At 34.8% G+C, this 17,047-nt stretch carries 19 protein-coding genes; 14 read left to right on the top strand and 5 right to left on the bottom strand.

Annotation, left to right across the window (positions count from 1 at the left end):
* Window positions 1-53 precede the first annotated feature (53 nt).
* The 13 genes from paaC (at window position 54) to ED556_RS00225 (ending at window position 11,573) form a co-directional block, all read left to right on the top strand.
* Window positions 54-809, top strand: a complete 756-nt coding sequence (gene paaC, locus ED556_RS00285; RefSeq protein ID WP_296318524.1) for a 1,2-phenylacetyl-CoA epoxidase subunit PaaC — start codon at window positions 54-56, stop codon at window positions 807-809.
* Between the two features lie 116 nt (window positions 810-925).
* Window positions 926-1,426, top strand: a complete 501-nt coding sequence (gene paaD / locus ED556_RS00280; RefSeq protein ID WP_296318522.1) for a 1,2-phenylacetyl-CoA epoxidase subunit PaaD — start codon at window positions 926-928, stop codon at window positions 1,424-1,426.
* A gap of 230 nt (window positions 1,427-1,656) precedes the next feature.
* The gene (locus ED556_RS00275; protein WP_296318520.1) at window positions 1,657-2,436 is read left to right on the top strand and encodes an enoyl-CoA hydratase-related protein; all 780 of its coding nucleotides are present in this window, start codon (window positions 1,657-1,659) and stop codon (window positions 2,434-2,436) included.
* 1 nt (window position 2,437) lies between these two features.
* On the top strand, window positions 2,438-3,373 hold the full coding sequence (locus tag ED556_RS00270; RefSeq protein ID WP_296318518.1) for a pyridoxal-phosphate dependent enzyme: 936 nt from the start codon (window positions 2,438-2,440) through the stop codon (window positions 3,371-3,373).
* Between the two features lie 9 nt (window positions 3,374-3,382).
* A complete protein-coding gene (locus ED556_RS00265; protein ID WP_296318517.1) occupies window positions 3,383-4,540 on the top strand; it encodes a 3-hydroxyacyl-CoA dehydrogenase NAD-binding domain-containing protein in 1,158 nt (385 codons plus the stop codon).
* A 107-nt stretch (window positions 4,541-4,647) separates the two neighbouring features.
* On the top strand, window positions 4,648-5,052 hold the full coding sequence (locus tag ED556_RS00260) for a hotdog fold thioesterase (RefSeq protein WP_296318513.1): 405 nt from the start codon (window positions 4,648-4,650) through the stop codon (window positions 5,050-5,052).
* A complete protein-coding gene (locus tag ED556_RS00255; protein ID WP_296318511.1) occupies window positions 5,049-5,612 on the top strand; it encodes a hypothetical protein in 564 nt (187 codons plus the stop codon). Before ED556_RS00260 ends, ED556_RS00255 begins: the two co-directional genes overlap by 4 nt.
* Window positions 5,613-5,642: 30 nt before the next feature.
* Complete coding sequence (gene pcaF, locus ED556_RS00250) at window positions 5,643-6,857, top strand: 3-oxoadipyl-CoA thiolase (protein WP_296318510.1); 1,215 nt, start codon at window positions 5,643-5,645, stop codon at window positions 6,855-6,857.
* Between the two features lie 89 nt (window positions 6,858-6,946).
* Window positions 6,947-7,549, top strand: coding sequence for a short chain dehydrogenase (locus tag ED556_RS00245; protein ID WP_296318509.1), 603 nt, complete (start codon window positions 6,947-6,949; stop codon window positions 7,547-7,549).
* Window positions 7,550-7,581: 32 nt separating this feature from the next.
* Entirely contained in the window at window positions 7,582-7,779 is a 198-nt protein-coding gene (locus ED556_RS14620; protein ID WP_366663733.1) for a GIY-YIG nuclease family protein, read from the top strand.
* A 154-nt stretch (window positions 7,780-7,933) separates the two neighbouring features.
* Complete coding sequence (gene paaZ / locus ED556_RS00235) at window positions 7,934-10,432, top strand: phenylacetic acid degradation bifunctional protein PaaZ (protein WP_296318507.1); 2,499 nt, start codon at window positions 7,934-7,936, stop codon at window positions 10,430-10,432.
* Window positions 10,433-10,502: 70 nt separating this feature from the next.
* A complete protein-coding gene (locus tag ED556_RS00230; protein ID WP_296319791.1) occupies window positions 10,503-10,775 on the top strand; it encodes a GIY-YIG nuclease family protein in 273 nt (90 codons plus the stop codon).
* Window positions 10,776-10,820: 45 nt separating this feature from the next.
* Window positions 10,821-11,573 (top strand): enoyl-CoA hydratase/isomerase family protein, encoded by a 753-nt coding sequence (locus tag ED556_RS00225; protein ID WP_296318505.1) that lies wholly within the window; start codon window positions 10,821-10,823, stop codon window positions 11,571-11,573.
* Here ED556_RS00225 and ED556_RS00220 read toward each other — a convergent pair whose 3' ends face one another.
* From ED556_RS00220 to pgsB, 5 genes are read right to left on the bottom strand one after another with little or no spacing between them, the layout of a single operon-like run.
* Complete coding sequence (locus tag ED556_RS00220; protein WP_296318503.1) at window positions 11,574-12,692, bottom strand: hypothetical protein; 1,119 nt, start codon at window positions 12,690-12,692, stop codon at window positions 11,574-11,576.
* Complete coding sequence (locus ED556_RS00215) at window positions 12,667-13,584, bottom strand: hypothetical protein (RefSeq protein ID WP_296318501.1); 918 nt, start codon at window positions 13,582-13,584, stop codon at window positions 12,667-12,669. The genes ED556_RS00220 and ED556_RS00215 overlap by 26 nt, the downstream gene beginning before the upstream one ends.
* Before the next feature lie 12 nt (window positions 13,585-13,596).
* Complete coding sequence (gene pgsW, locus ED556_RS00210) at window positions 13,597-14,706, bottom strand: poly-gamma-glutamate system protein (protein WP_296318499.1); 1,110 nt, start codon at window positions 14,704-14,706, stop codon at window positions 13,597-13,599.
* A gap of 19 nt (window positions 14,707-14,725) precedes the next feature.
* Complete coding sequence (gene pgsC, locus ED556_RS00205; protein ID WP_296318497.1) at window positions 14,726-15,184, bottom strand: poly-gamma-glutamate biosynthesis protein PgsC; 459 nt, start codon at window positions 15,182-15,184, stop codon at window positions 14,726-14,728.
* 15 nt (window positions 15,185-15,199) lie between these two features.
* Window positions 15,200-16,381 carry a poly-gamma-glutamate synthase PgsB gene (pgsB, locus tag ED556_RS00200; protein WP_296318495.1) on the bottom strand — a complete coding sequence of 394 codons (1,182 nt, stop codon included), beginning with the start codon at window positions 16,379-16,381 and terminating at the stop codon, window positions 15,200-15,202.
* Window positions 16,382-16,525: 144 nt separating this feature from the next.
* Between pgsB and ED556_RS00195 the strand changes: the two genes are divergently transcribed.
* Window positions 16,526-17,047 (top strand): RNA polymerase sigma factor, encoded by a 522-nt coding sequence (locus ED556_RS00195; RefSeq protein WP_296318493.1) that lies wholly within the window; start codon window positions 16,526-16,528, stop codon window positions 17,045-17,047.

The following is a 17,047-nucleotide window of genomic DNA, read 5'->3' as shown; positions in this document are numbered from 1 at the left end:
AAAATTAAGTGAATGTTTAATTAAAAGGATTTCCACTTTCGTGGAAAGTAAACATGAAAAACGAAAATTTATATAATTATATACTTGGCATTGCCGACAATAGTCTTATTCTAGGACAGCGAATGGGTGAGCTTTGCGGCCATGGACCAACTTTAGAAACTGATATTGCCTGTACAAACATCTCACTAGATTTATTCGGGCAAGTACGCAGCTATTTTCAATATGCGGCAAAAATTGCTGGTGATGGCAGAACAGAAGATGATATTGCAATGCTTCGCAAAGAGCGCGAGTATAAAAATGTTTTATTAGCAGAGCAGCCAAATACAAATTTTGCATATACAATTGCGCGACATTTTTTATTTGATGTATACCATTTCTCTTTTCTTAACGAGCTGCAAAAAAGTTCAGATTTGACACTTTCTGCAATAGCTAATAAATGTATTAAAGAAGTGAGTTATCATGAACGCTTTTCTTCAGATTGGGTAAAGCGATTAGGTGACGGAACCGAAGAAAGCAATCAGAAGATGCAAGAAGCAATAAATGACTTATGGACGTACACAGATGAATTATTTCATCAAACTGAAGCTGATAAGGTTATGGTTGAAGATGGTGTCGGAGTTGATGTTACTAAACTAAAAGACAACTATTATAAATCAGTTGGCGAGCTGTTAAATAAAGCAAGATTAAACACTCCAGAATCGAAATGGTTTCAAAAAGGTGGTAAAATAGGCATCCATACTGAGCATTTAGGTTATTTGCTAGCCGATTTACAATACATGCAAAGAACCTATCCAAATATGGAATGGTAGCAAGTTCTTGATTTGTTATGCTGAACGTGTTTCAGTATCTCATTAATTAAAAATAGATGTCACCTTAAGCGTGGTCACTGAGCGAAGTCGAAGTGCAGTTGAGGGGTTTAAATAGAATGACAGCAACAGAACAAAATATTGATAAGAGATTAATACCAATCTTAGAAAAGGTGTCAGACCCTGAGATTCCAGTGTTATCAATAATGGATATGGGAGTTGTACGTTCTGCTGTAATCATAAATAATAAGGTTAAAGTCGAAATTACACCAACATATAGTGGTTGTCCTGCTATGGATGTTATTGGTGATGATATTAAAGCAGCGTTGCATGTGGCAGGTTATAGTGCAGAAGTTGATCTTATATTGTTTCCTGCTTGGACTACGGATTGGATTACATCTAGAGGTCGAAAAGCACTAGAAGATTATGGTATTGCAGCACCTTTAGAATCTGAAGCCGACAAGGCAGTATTGCTTGATGGAAAAAAACTCGTAAAATGTACCAATTGTGGTTCTAAAAATACACGATTAGTAAGTCAATTTGGTTCAACAGCTTGTAAAGCACAATTTCAATGTGAAGATTGTCATGAGCCATTTGATTATTTTAAATGTCTTAAATAGAAAATAGAGAATAGACCGCTTCGCTTATAGATATTATCAATGCGAAGCATTGAAATAAATGTTGAAATGCAGAATATAAAAATCAAATCGTTAAGAATTCAGGAAGCCTTGGACTGAATTTAGATTTTATTTTTGATTTTCAATTTGACTTTTTTTGGCTTGGTTTACCCTGAGCGCAGTCGAAGGGTTTTTGTGTCATGACAAAAATGAACAGAAAGAAATAAAAAGATATGAATTCAATAGAATTAACAATAGAAAATAAGGTAGCGTATATAACACTTAATAGACCTGAAGTATTTAATAGCTTCAATCGCGAAATGGCGTTACGGCTACAATCAATATTAGATGATTGTGAATCTAACGATGAAGTCAGAGCAATTGTGCTAACAGGGAATGGTAAAGCGTTTTGTGCGGGTCAAGATTTAAAAGAGGTTACATCTCCAGAGTTGAATCCGGGATTTAAAAAGATACTTGAAGAACACTATAATCCAATAATAACAAGATTACGGGCAATTAAGAAGCCTATTATTGCTGCAGTCAATGGTGTTGCCGCAGGTGCAGGAGCTAATATTGCTTTGGCATGCGATATAGTAGTGGCTCATGAAAAGGTGAGTTTTATTCAGGCGTTTAGTTTAATTGGTTTGGTACCAGATAGTGCTGGTACCTTCTTTTTACCACGTTTAATAGGTTTTCAGAAAGCACAAGCATTGGCAATGTTAGGTGATAAAGTTTCGGCTGAAGAAGCAGAAAAAATGGGAATGATATATAAATCGGTGTCATTCGAAGAATTCGAAGAAACTATACATCAACTAGCTATTAAACTTGCTCACATGCCTACTATGGCATTAGGTTTTATTAAAGAATTGTTTAATCAATCAATGACGAATACTTTAGAAGATCAGTTAGCTCTGGAGTCTAAATTGCAAATAGAAGCCGCAAGTAGTAATGACTATGCAGAAGGTGTTGCAGCATTTATAGAAAAACGTAAACCAAATTTTAAAGGAAATTAATTTGGATAAAACTACCCTCATAGAAGTTCACGATCGAATAAAACCCTTTATTCATAAAACACCAGTTTTAAGTTCTAGCTTAATTAATAAAATGGTTGGCGCCGATATTGTATTTAAATGTGAAAACTTCCAGAAAATGGGTGCCTTTAAAATGCGCGGTGCAGCTAATGCTATATTGTCTTTATCTGAAGAAGAAAGAAATCGAGGCGTCGTAACACACTCATCAGGAAACTTTGCACAAGCGGTATCACTAGCTGCCCAGAAATTAGATGTCAAGGCTTATATTGTGATGCCAGAAAATGCGCCACAAGTAAAAAAGAATGGTGTAAAAACATATAAAGGTGAGATTATAGAATGCGAATCTACACCTCAAGCAAGAGAAGCAACTGCAAATAAAATAAAGGAAGAAAAAGGTGCCTCTTTCTTGCATCCGTCAAATCAAGATGAGGTAATCTATGGTAACAGTACAGCGGCGATAGAATTACTTGAAGAATGTCCAGAATTAGATGTAATTTTAACACCAGTTGGCGGTGGCGGATTAATTGCAGGAACAGCCTTAGCTGTACATAATTTTTCTAAAAAATGTAAAGTTATAGGTGGCGAGCCCATGGAAGCAGATGATGCATATCGATCTTTAATTTCTGGTAAAATAGAAACTAACGATAGCTTTCATACCGTCGCAGATGGGTTAAGAACTCATTTAGGCGACCGTAATTTTCCAATTATAAAAAAATATGTTGAGAAAATTATTCGTGTTGAGGAAGATGAAATTATAAAAGCAATGCAAATCATTTGGGAACGAATGAAAATAATTATTGAGCCTTCATGTGCTGTTCCTTTTGCTGCAGTATTAAAGAATAAAGAAGAATTCAAAAATAAAAACGTCGGAATTATTTTATCTGGCGGAAATGTAGATGTAAAAAATCTACCGTTTTAATATATAAATATGAACGTAGGAATTATAGGTTCTGGAACAATGGGTAGTGGTATAGCGCAAGTTGCTGCTACTGCTGGTTGTACAGTTAAATTATACGATACAAATCAAGCTGCTTTAGATAAAGCAAAGGCAAGTCTCGACAAAATATTGAATCGTCTAATTCAAAAAGGAAAAATTGATACTAGAGAAAAAACCCGAATTCAATCCAATATAACCTATGTTGATAGCTTAAATGATTTGAGAGATTCAAATCTTACAATCGAAGCCATCATCGAAAATCTTGAGATTAAACAAAACGTATTTACTGAGCTTGAAAGTTATGTTTCTGATGATTGCATTATAGCGTCAAATACCTCTAGTTTATCAATTGCATCTATTGCCGCATCCTTGCAAAAACCTGAACGTTGTATTGGTATTCATTTTTTCAATCCAGCGCCATTAATGAAATTGGTCGAGGTAATTCCTTCAATTCAAACATCTCATGAGATTTTGGAGCGTTCAGTGAAGATCATTTCAGATTGGAACAAAGTCGTTGCTGTAGCTAAGGATACACCTGGATTTATTGTTAATCGCGTTGCTCGACCATTTTATGGAGAATCACTACGTATTTACGAAGAAGGTATCGCAGATTTTGCGACCATAGACTGGAGCTTAAAAACACTTGGCGGTTTCAGAATGGGACCATTTGAACTCATGGACTTTATTGGGAACGACATCAACTATACAGTTACAGAAACCGTGTTTACAGCATTTTATTTCGATCCAAGATACAAACCAGCATTCACACAAAAGCGCTTTGCAGAAGCAGGTTACTTGGGTAGAAAATCTGGAAAAGGCTATTATGACTACTCTGATGATGCAGTCAAACCTAAGCCAAAAGAAGACAAAGCTTTAGCTGAACAGATTTTCAATCGTGTTTTAGTTATGTTAATTAACGAAGCTGCAGATGCCTTGTTTTTAAATATTGCCTCTGCTGAAGATATTGACAATGCCATGACCAAAGGTGTAAATTATCCAAAAGGCTTATTGGCTTGGGCAGATGAAAAAGGTATTGTTTGGTGTGTAGATTTGCTTGATGATTTATATAATGAATATCATGAAGATAGATACCGTTGCAGTCCTTTGCTTCGTAAAATGAATAAAGAAGGTAGAACATTTTTTAATTAGATTATAAATATAATAGAGATGTCACCTTGAGCGTGGTCACTGAGCGATGTCGAAGTGCAGTCGAAAGGGCTCTCAAAATAAAATTCCCTATTTCGTGGGAAGTGAACATGAAAGGAGAAGACATTCCATACAAAATGTTGAGTCAAGATGCATTTAGCTCTTGGATGGGAATTGAGATCATAGAGTCTCAGGTAGGTCGTGTTAAAATAGGAATGACTATTCGTAGAGAAATGCTTAATAGTATGAATTATGCACACGGCGGTATTAGTTATACATTAGCCGATACAGCATTCGGGTTTACATCAAATACGCATGGTAAGTATGCCGTATCTATAGAAACAAGTATAAATCATATTGAAGCATTAAATGAAGGCGATTATTTAGTAGCAGAATGTATTATCGAAAAAGTAAACAATAAATTAGGATTTAATATAGTCGAAGTTAAACGTAATAATCAATTAGTAGCACTATTTAAAGGTGTGGTATATAGAACAAATAAAGAATGGGAATGAAAAAAATTATAATTTTTACTCTTGTATTTACGTGTACAATAGGATTTGCGCAAAATAAAAAAGAGAAAGTTTCAAGAAGAATTCAATTAGTAGAAAAGTATACTAGTCCAGATTTTAAAATGCCTAAAAAAATTCTTTGGTATACCGGAGGAAACTTCTCTTTAGAAGACAATTACAGGTCGTTATTTAAAAAACTTGATAAGCGATTGAATAAAAGCGACAATAATAATGTTTTCCGATATAAGAGAAATGCAAGCCTTCCAAAAAGTATTACGTCTTTTGATGAATTAGACTTAAAGTTCAATAATTCTGATTTTAATGCTATATGCGTTGTGTTAGCCGGAGATTATGAAATGTCTCAGCCAACTACTAAAAATGGCAATGTTGTGCTTTATGATAACCGTATGCCTGAATATTTTTATGATTTCTATCTTATTCTTGTTGAATCTAACACAAATCGAATATTAATGAAACGTAAGTACTCCGTAAGAGATACGGATATGTTTAAAAAAGATAATAAAGAATTAGTTAAAGTTATTTCGAAAGCGTTTAAGAGGTAAATTCGAATTCAATACATCTATCTCATACAAATGAAAGAAGCATATATTATAGATGGTGTTCGTACACCAATAGGAAATTATAAAGGAACCTTATCAGCCGTTCGAACAGATGATTTAGGAGCATTAGTGATTTCAGAAATTGTAAAACGAAATCCAAACATTCCAAAAGAGGCATATGATGATGTCATTATGGGTTGTGCTAATCAAGCCGGAGAAGACAATCGAAATGTGGCACGTATGGCCTCGTTACTAGCTGGATTACCATTCACGGTGCCTGGTGAAACAGTAAATAGACTATGTAGCTCAGGATTATCTGCAATTATACATGCAAATCGCGCTATTAAAGCTGGTGATGGTGAGGTATTTATTTCGGGTGGCGTAGAAAACATGACTCGCGGACCGTATGTGATTGCTAAACCGTCAAGTGCTTTTGGAAATGATTCTAAAATGTACGACTCTAGTTTTGGATGGCGATTTATCAATCCAAAAATGCATGAGATGTATGGTACAGATGGAATGGGAATGACAGCTGAGAACTTAGTAGAGAAGTATAACATATCTCGAGAAGACCAAGATAAGTTTGCCTACTGGAGTCAAATGAAAGCATCAAAAGCGCAACAGAATGGGCGTTTGGCAAAAGAAATTGTAACTGTCGAAATCCCTCAACGTAAAAGAGACCCTATTCAATTTTCTAAAGATGAATTTGTCAAACCAAATACATCATTAGAAGTTTTAGGAAAATTAAGAACAGCATTTAAAAAAGAAGGTGGCAGTGTCACTGCCGGAAATGCCTCTGGTTTAAATGATGGCGCCGCTGCAACTATAATTGCATCAGAAGATGCAATAAAAAAATATAACCTAAAACCACTAGCAAGAATTGTAAGTTCAGCAGTTGTAGGTGTAGAGCCGAGAATTATGGGAATTGGACCTGTGCGAGCTTCAAATAAAGCATTAGAAAAAGCAGGTTTAACCATGGGTGATATAGATGTGATTGAGCTTAACGAAGCATTCGCAGCACAGGCTTTAGCATGTACTCGAGCTTGGGGATTGGCAGATGATGACCCAAGATTAAACCCAAATGGAGGATCTATTGCTATTGGTCATCCATTAGGTGTAACCGGTGCAAGAATTGCATATTCAGCAGCATTAGAATTACATGAGCAGAATAAAAAGTACGCATTAGTCACAATGTGTATAGGGGTAGGACAAGGTTATGCTGCAATTTTAGAAAACACTAATTTATAGATTAGAATATTAAGTTGAATTTTGTCCCCTTGAGGGGACTTTCGGGGTGTTAATCTAACTTTAAAAATAACTAAAGGAGAGCATTAGAAATGAAAATATTAGTCATAGGCGGAAACGGTACCATCGGCAAAAAAGTAAGCGAGCGCTTAGCCCAAAAACATGAAGTACTCGTAGCAGGTCGAAATTCCGGAAATGTTACTGTCGATTTTACAGATGCTCAATCTATTAAGTCAATGTTTGAAAATGTTGGCAGTATTGATGCTATAGTAGCAATTGCTGGTGATGCTAAATGGGATAAATTAGACAATCTCTCTGAGGAGGATTTTTCCATTGGTATTAAGAGTAAAATGATGGGTCAGGTAAATGTCGTAAGAATAGGTAAGGATTATTTAAATTCAGGTGGCTCAATCACTCTATCCACTGGGATATTAGCAGATGATCCTGTTAATATGACAACAAGTGCTGCATTAGTGAATGGTGCAATTAATAGTTTTGCAAAAGCAGTTGCTCTAGAATTAGAAGATGGAAAGCGTATTAATGTAGTATGCTCAGATTTGGTAGAAGACTCATTTGAAAAATATAAAGATTATTTCCCGGGAAATACACCTGTACCAATGCATAAAATTGTAGATGGTTATGTCAAATCTATTGAAGGGAAAATTACAGGAAGAATTTTAAGAATAATGGCATAAATTCCTGCGAAGGCAGGAATCTCTTTATAAAAGTGAATGAAACTTGGTATGTCTATATAATGACAAATAAGGCTAACGGCGTAATTTATATTGGTTTAACCGATAATATTGATGAAAGAGTTAAAGAGCATAAACTAAAAGTATATCCTAAAGCTTTTACTGCAAGATATAATTGTGATAAATTAGTTTATTTTGAAGAGTTAGAAAATGCAGATGAAGCATTAATTTGAGAAGTTCGGTTTAAAAAGTGGAAAAGAGATGAGAAAATTAAGTTGATTGAAGAGATGAATCCAAGTTGGTCGGATTTAAGTTTGAATTGGAATTTAGGCACAAGAAGATTTAGAAGAAATTATTAATAAGATAACTGCTTTCGCAGGCATGGTTATGGAAAAAATACAACATTACGTCCAAGGACAATGGACAACAGGTACAGAAGATGGAACACCAGTTCATGATGCAATCACTGGCGAAGCTTTCACAAGTGTTGCCATAGAAGGATTAGATATTCCTGAAATACTACATTACGGACGAACTAAAGGCGGAGAACAACTTCGGAAAATGACCTTTCAAGAACGAGGTAATATGCTTAAGAAATTGGCATTATATCTTACAAAACGTAAGGATGCTTTTTATGATTTAAGTTATAGAACAGGAGCAACTAAAGTGGATAGTTGGATAGATATTGAAGGAGGTTTTGGTAACTTATTTGCAAATGCCTCATTAAGAAAGTTGTTCCCAAATCAACCGTTTCATGTAGAAGGTGACCCTGTAGATTTATCTCGTGGCGGACGTTTTATGGCACATCATATTATGGTGCCAAAAAAAGGCGTTGCCGTTCATATTAATGCCTTTAATTTTCCAGTTTGGGGAATGCTAGAAAAATGCGCTGTGAATTGGATGGCAGGAATGCCAGCTGTGGTTTTACCTGCGCCTTCATCATCATATTTAGCAGAAGCTGTTGCGAGAACTATTATCGATTCGGGTATACTGCCAGAAGGTGCATTGCAAATTATTAACGGAACGGTAAAATCAATTTTAGACACTGTTGAATCTCAAGATGTAGTAACATTTACGGGTTCTGCTCAAACAGGTAGATTATTAAAAGCACACCCAAGATTAATACAAGAATCTGTACCATTTACAATGGAAGCAGATTCTTTAAACGCATCAATTTTAGGAGAAGATGCTGTTCCTGGTACACCAGAATTTGATTTGTTTATCAAGGAAGTCAGAAAAGAAATGACTGTCAAAGCTGGTCAGAAATGTACAGCCATTAGACGAATCATAGTCCCTGATAATTTAGTTGAAGATGTACAAATTGCATTAGGGAAAGCACTTGATAAAGTTACGATTGGTGATCCTCGTTTAAAAGAGGTTAGAATGGGCGCATTAGTGAGTCGTCAACAAGTACAGGCTGTTAAAGATTCGGTTAACGATTTGGCTAAAGAAGCTCAAATTGTATATGGAGATTTAGATAAAATAGAAACTATCGGAGCTGACGCTAAAAAAGGTGCATTTATAAGTCCTATTTTATTACGAGCAGACCATCCTTTCAAAAATACTGTTATTCACGAACGAGAAGCTTTTGGGCCAGTAAGTACAATTATGCCCTATAAGAGTTTGGATGAGGCTGTACAATTGGCACAAATGGGTAAAGGCTCATTAGTGTCTTCAATAGCAACGTTCGATGATAAAATTGCATCAGAATACGTAGTCAATGCTGCAAGTCATCATGGGCGTATTTTGGTTATTAATCGTGAAATGGCAAAAGAAAGTACAGGTCATGGTTCGCCATTACCATATTTGGTTCATGGTGGTCCAGGACGTGCTGGTGGTGGTGAAGAAATGGGAGGCATGCGCGGGATTAAACATTACTTACAGCGTACGGCAATTCAAGGTTCACCTACAACTATTACCGAAATCACAGGCATTTATCAGCAGAAGGCAAAATATAAGGAAGCAGAGCAGCATCCATTTAAATACCATTGGGAAGATATTCAGCCAGGAATGTCAATGAAGACGCACAAACGTACTATAACAGATTCGGATATTATTAATTTCTCGAATCTTACATGGGACCATTTTTATGCACATACAGATATTACGTCTTTAGATGGTAGTATTTTCGAAAAGCGCACTGCTCATGGCTATTTCATAATATCTGCTGCTGCGGGATTATTCGTGTATCCAAATAAAGGCCCTGTGTCTGCAAATTATGGATTAGAAGAATGCCGATTTTTACGGCCTCTTTATCACAACGATACCATTTATGTGCGATTAACATGTAAGCAAAAAGTAGATAGAGATGTGGCCTCTGCTGAACATCCTAGCGGTATTGTAAAATGGTTTGCCGAAATTTTTGATGCCGACGATGAATTAGTGGCATTGGCAACGGTGTTAACAATGGTGCAGAAAAAGCAAGAAACTTTTGTTGAAATAAATGATGATAAGATTGATGAATGTTTAGCTAAACTTTCTGAAGATGCAAAACCTTTATGGGGAATTATGACGCCACAACATATGCTAGAGCATTTAGAGTATACGTATAAAATTGCTGCAGGAGAAATTCAGGATTTTGAAATCTCTACACCAGAAAAGATTTTAGAAAAAGTTAAGAACAGTCTATATAATTACAGAAAGTTTCCAAAAAACAGTCAATTTCCTTTACTGGAAAAAGATACTTTAGATGAACTTAAGCATCCCGATTTTGTCACAGCTGTTGAAAGTTTTAAATCTCAACGTCAAAAATATTTAGATTTTTTTAAAGACAACCCAGATGCGACATTATCTAATATGGTATTTGGTGAATTGAATAGATACGAGTGGTATTTGATGGAAAGAAAACATCTGAATCATCACTTTGAACAATTCGATCTGTTATAACAGATCGAATTGTTCAAAGTTCCCACGAAAGTGGGAATCTAAGATTAAGTTCTAGAATATGTGACACTGCATATATATCATCACAAACAAAAGGGATGGTGTTTTATACATAGGAAAAACTAAACGATTAAAAGCAAGAATATATCAACATAAAAATAAAGCTCATCTAAAGACATTTTCAGCAAGATATAATTTGGACAAATTAGTTTATTTTGAAGAGTCTGACACTGAAGATGAAACCAAATTAAGAGAAAAGAGAATGAAAAAATGGAATAGAGCTTGGAAGATAGAACTAATAGAAAAATCAAATCCTTATTGGAAGGATTTGTATGAAGAATTATAAATTGAATATTATTTAATAAGATTACCGCTTTCGCGGAAAGTAAACATGACACAACCTTACGTAAAGCAAACCATTGAAAATGGTGTAGGATATATAGAATTTTTTCACCCTGCACATAATTCACTACCAGGACATATTTTAGCAGAATTGGCACAAACTATAACTGATGCTGGGAACAACGATGATATAAAAGTTATTGTTTTAAAAAGTGGAGGCGATAGAACCTTTTGTGCTGGGGCTAGTTTTAAAGAATTGATTAATATTAATGACGCTGAAACTGGTCGTGTGTTCTTTTCAGGGTTTGCTAATGTGATTAATGCGATGCGCAAGTGTCCAAAGTTTATTATTGGACGCGTTCAAGGTAAAACTGTTGGTGGTGGAGTTGGCTTAGCTTCGGCAACTGATTATTGTATGGCTACAAAATTTGCCGCAATAAAGTTAAGTGAGCTTAATGTTGGTATTGGGCCATTTGTAGTTGGTCCAGCAGTTGAGCGTAAACTTGGATTAAGCGGAATGTCTCAAATTGCTATTGATGCTAATAGTTTTTATCCTGCCGAATGGGCAAAACAAAAAGGCTTATTCACACAAGTTTTTGAATCGACAGAAGACCTTGATGATGCTGTTAAAGCGTTTGCAGAAAACCTCTGTAATTACAATACAGAGGCCATGAAAGAAATGAAGCAAATGTTTTGGAAAGGAACAGAAGACTGGGATAATTTGTTAGCCGAACGCGCTCAAATAAGTGGGCGTTTAGTATTAAGTGATTTCACAAAAGAGACTCTGAAGAGGTTTAAGTAATCAAAACCTAAATTTTACACCCAAAGACACATCACTATAATCATAGCTTCTAAAGAAAACGGAGTTGATGTTGGTTCTGTTTGAGTTTCTATTTGTGAAATTTCCATTAAGAAACACAGTCCATTTATCATTGATTTCTTTTTCGATATTCAAGTTAAAGCGAATGTATTTGTATTCAAGCTCACCTAAAAACTCATCATTAGAATTTGTAGCTTCGATAGTGTCATAATTTCTAAGCGTATAACTTGTGGTAAAATTAGCATCCCATGATTTGGTGTTATACCTCAAATGTAAAGCCGGGCTTATTTCCTTAAAAGAGAAAGCATCGTCATTATTGTCTTTTCTTATTTTATAAGCTAGCATAGCTTTAATGTCTATAGGTTTGCTAATTGGATATTTGTAAAATAATTGAACACTAGCATCTTGCCATGTAAAATTATCGGTTCCTGAGTTTTGTATCCTAGTAAAGGCTTTAGTGTTATAATTCAGCTCAAAACCATAATGATGATAACCCATTCGACGTTTGAAAATATTTTTAAAAGCGTACTTCCCAGCAAAGGCATTATAGGATAATTCTGAAGTCTGGGTAGCATCATAGTTTTTAGAGTTGAAGCTTATCCTTAATTGCGAACGGTTATTTTCATGCAATCTAAAATCTAATCTCGAGTAAATGCCATAATGGGTATAGCCTAACGGAAATGCTAAATCACTGGCATCAGCATTTAAACCTTCTCTATCTTTTAATCTATACCAAATGGCTGTTCTTAATTTGGTGTGTTCTCTTAAGTCATAATCATATTGAAGCTTTGTAAAGAATTCCGAATAGCTTGCGTCCGATTCGGAATAATACACTCGAGCTTGTGGGCTAAATGATAGGCTTAATTCCGATTTTCGCCAAGTGCGTTTTGCAGCTAATCGCGCATAAAATCTTTGGTAGAAACTACTTGCAAGTGCGTCACTACCCGTTATGGTATTACCGTCACTATCTACATAAGTATTTGGGAATTTAAAAATATTATGTTCAAAACCAGTATTGGTTTCAATAGTTGCACTGGTCTCTATTTGAGCATGGCACAGTAAGATGCTACTTAAACTAATAAGAGAAAGCAAATTTTTCATTGATGTTTGTGTTAAGTAGGTTAGTAGCTGTTGCAAATACTCTGATAAGTGCTGTGGTATCCTCGTCCTTTAATGAGACTTCTATATTATGAACACCATTTAGAGGAATATCTATATAGATTTTCTCTAGTGCACCAGGTATTAATTTAGGATGAGTTAAGTTCTCAAGCCTGGAAGATTTTTTACTTACAATCTTAAAAACGGTAGGCTTTCCATCAATTTTTATTTGTAGTCGATTTACACAATCTTCTAACATTTTATAATCAAAGTTTGCTCGGAAAAACAATCGCACGTTGTTAGTGTTTTTATCAGTCTTAAATGCAAAAGCTTCTTTTTTACTAATCTGAAAATAAGTCACTTCTTTATTGCGCTTGACATCTTTAAGTAGCACCTGTTTTGCGGAGTTTGATTTTAGTTCATTCCAAGTTAATTTGGTATTTTTTACAAATGCAAACCTTGATAAAACTTGCTGTTTTGTGGTTTGTCTGTAAAACGAATAGCTGTGTTTTCCATCAGGAACTTTAATTTTAATCTTATGTGCTTTAGTTGTAGCTTTATCTGTGTTATTCTTTAATCTAGAACGTTTCGATTTTTGCTTCTTAGGAATTTTTTGAGTTCGTATTTGTTTTCCATCGACATTATATTTCAAAATAAACGGAATGGATTGTGTTCTATTAGTTGTTACAACAGTTCTGTTATAAATGATAAGCTCGCCAGGACCTTCAACAGTAACTGTAACAGGTTTATATTTTGAAAGGTTATAATAAGTTGAATTCGTTTTTCCAGTGGAAACTATAGTTTTAGAGTTCTCCGTTTTTGGAACTATTTTTTGTTGAGCAAAAGTTAAGTTTACTAATAGAAATAGACTTAATAGATTAAATAGTACTTTCATTTTGAATAGGTTTTATGCGTCTTGAGTTTTAATGATTTGTGTGCCTAAAGCATTTTGTTTCTTATCGTAATACATTGCAATAATCAACAAACTAATAAGTAGTGATATCGCGATACCAACAGTTAGGAGATCGTATTTATAGGTATTGTACAAAGTGCCTTCTCCAGGTTTAGGTAAGGGTAATGGATCTCTAGGTAATTGATAGCGTTTTAAAAGCCTGTCGATATTCAAAAGGTTAATTATTGGTATATCCTGCTTTACCATCTCATAGACAATACCTTGCTTGTCTGCGAAATTGACATGCTTTAAATTATCTCTCAAGCCAGATGGTAATTTTTTGGAGTTATTGTGACTGCCTAAACTAGCCACTCCGCCACCAACATTAATGAAAAGTTTAATACCTCTTTCTGCGTTAAAAAGTGCCATGCGTTCAGCAATATTATCTTCAAGGGTGTTGCCTTTTATTAGTGGAATATTATGGCGCATAATAGCGTTTATTGCTTTTTGTCTTCCGTCTTTGCTAAGCGTAACACCGATGTCCTGATTTCCGCCAATTGAAGATGCGATAGGCATAAATGATATAAGTTTGCTTTTATGCAATTCATTTTGCATATCTATCCATGTTAAGTTAGCATCATTTGCGCCCCAAGACGATGAGGTAACTGATGTAATTAATACAGGCTCAAGCTCTAAAGTTTCTATAGCGGCAATAACTGCCATATTAAGTGCTGGGAATGAGCCAGTGAAACACATAGCAACTTTATCTCCTTTTTTTAGCCCTGCATCTTTTATCTGCTGAACAACCATGGCCGAAAAATTAGGATTTAAAGTAGATAACTTTATGGGTAAAGATCCACGACCAGATGTGATTTCGGTAAATTGTTGCCCTATAAGCCCCGTATTATTTGGATCGTTAATATTATTGACGATGATTTCATCCTTAAAAAATTTTTGTTTCAGATGCTTTTGAAGTTTTCTGTTAAGATGAGCGGCGTCAATTTTTTCATAGTAATACTTCTGTTTTTTATAGCTTTTCAAGTTCTCTACCACTACTAATGCAATTATGGTAATTATAGCTATCACAGATAATACAGCTGTTGACCTTATAGATATATTTTTCATGTGTTGAAATTTTGAAGTGTTAATACAATTCTGGAAAAAGTTTGCCAGAAAAAATAAGGATGACCAATAGTCTAACAATCACAGATGAGATAGACAACATGGCCATGGTTTTTATATAACCTTGTTTTGCTGCTGTATGCGCTATTAATCCAGGGATTACCCAACCAATAGCACTGAGTTCTATAGTCGTAGTTTGCGTTTCTACAATAAATAGATGATGTGATATAATGGACAAGATGGTGCCAATAAGTAATGCGACTACCATTTGGCGTCTCCCAAATAAAAAAGTGAATTTTGAAATCAGTTTTATTAACCCAAATGTGGCTAAAGAAATAATCACTAGACCTATTAAGCGATCTATATTAGTGAGCTGCAATGCAATATATCCTGGTACAATGATACCGCCTGATGCTAGTCCGAATTTTTCAATAAAGAATAAACTGATAACGATACCAAGTGTTACTGAAAGTTCTATCATAATTAGTATTTGGTTTTAAGCATTTGTGTTTTGGTGAATAAGTTCAAAATGTTTGGATAATTCGGCACCGCCAGCACCCATATTACCTATAGCAATGATGGTAGTTTTTGAGGCTGAAGCAGTAACTAAATCATTGTATTGTTCAATAGTAGGTTTTGAGCCAATAGCATGAATCTGTTCGGTCGAGATATTTTTCTCTTTACACATTTGTACTACCATATCTAAAGACTCACCAACCAAGGCTATGCTTGAATAGTCTAACTGACTCATCATATCTACAAGTCGTACTGCTCTGTCTTGGCGGTCTTGTCTGGTATTTAGCAAGAACATGAAATGCTCATCTTTACCTGATTGTACTTTAATAGCGTCCCAAATCATTATGGTAGATTCCGGGTCATTTGCGGCTAATGCATTGTAAAAGTGAATGCGTTTTTCATTTTCATGAACTGTAAATCGACGTAAGACACCTTCGTCCGGTATTGCCATTTTCATTTCGGCTAATGCAACATTTCTATTCACACCCATTTGGGTACAGATATCTAATGCTAAGGCTACATTTTCTTTATGTTCTATGTATGTGAATCCTTCTAGGTCTTCATTGCTAATGGTTTCAGCTTTACTTTGATGAATTTTGGTTTTACGCCTTTTTGCTATCGCCGACATATAATGGATATAACGGTCTTCAGCAGTAAACAATCGTGTTCCTTTCGGAATAGTACCACAAATAGCCTTAGCAACATCATTAAGTGTAGGTCCCATGACATCTAGATGATCTAATCTTATGTTTGTGATTACACCTATGTCAGCTTTTACCATTTGATGTTCAGTGATTTTTTGATATATAGGTTGTAATGCCATGCACTCTATTATTAACACATCAGCATTTTGTTTTGAGCAATAATCGATAATATCTAATTGCTCTAATATGTTGGCTTTTTCTTTTCTGTGTACAACAGCTTCAGTACCATCACTAAGAATAAGTCTTGGAAACGTACCAGTAACTTTGGTAATAGTCTTGTAACCACCTGCGCGCAGGCCAGCGCCTACTAATCTGGTGACACTAGATTTACCTCGCGTACCATTAATGTGAATTCTTGTAGGTATAGCTTTTAAGTTGTTTTGATGAAGTTTGTACTCAATCATTCCATAAGTCACAAGTATCGAGGTAATAATGATTAAAAGAATAAGGCTCTGCATTGTTTTTAATTTGCGATTGTTGCATTAAAAACAGGATGAGAAAATTTTACCCTATATGTATTTTTAATTTTTTTTGATTGGTTTGAAAAACTACCTAATGATGTTTTAGAAAATACGTTATGTTTGTAGTGCTAACTTTACACTATGAGCAATTCTGTTTTGAGTCATGTTTGTGACGAAGCTGTATTTAAAAAGGTGTTTGACACCCATTTTCAAACAGTTCGAAATTTTATCTATATAAAGTGTAAAGATGAAGCTCAGGCCGATGATTTAACACAAGATGCTTTTGTGAAACTTTGGAATAACTGTAAAAAAGTTACCAAAGAAAAGGCTGTATCCTATTTGTTTACGATAACAAAAAACGCATTTTTTAATGCTTTCGAGCATCAAAAAGTAGTACTGAAATATAAGTCTATTAAAAGGGATTCAGCTAATATTGAAGATCCAGAATTTTTAATGCGCGAAAAAGAATTTCATATTCAACTTAATGATGCCATTAATCAATTGTCAGACAAACAGCGCGAAGTATTTTTACTTAACAGGATAGAAAAGAAAAAATACAGAGAAATTGCTGAGTTATTAGATATATCAGTAAAATCTGTTGAAACAAGAATGCAACGCGCATTAGAACAATTGAGAAGAAATATAAAAAATTATAAATTTTAA

It is taken from the genome of Winogradskyella sp. (genome assembly GCF_003712105.1).
In the GTDB taxonomy this organism is placed as follows: Bacteria; Bacteroidota; Bacteroidia; order Flavobacteriales; family Flavobacteriaceae; genus Winogradskyella.
The sequence above is the reverse complement of the archived record's forward strand: the minus strand, read 5'-3'. Positions and strand labels throughout refer to the sequence as shown.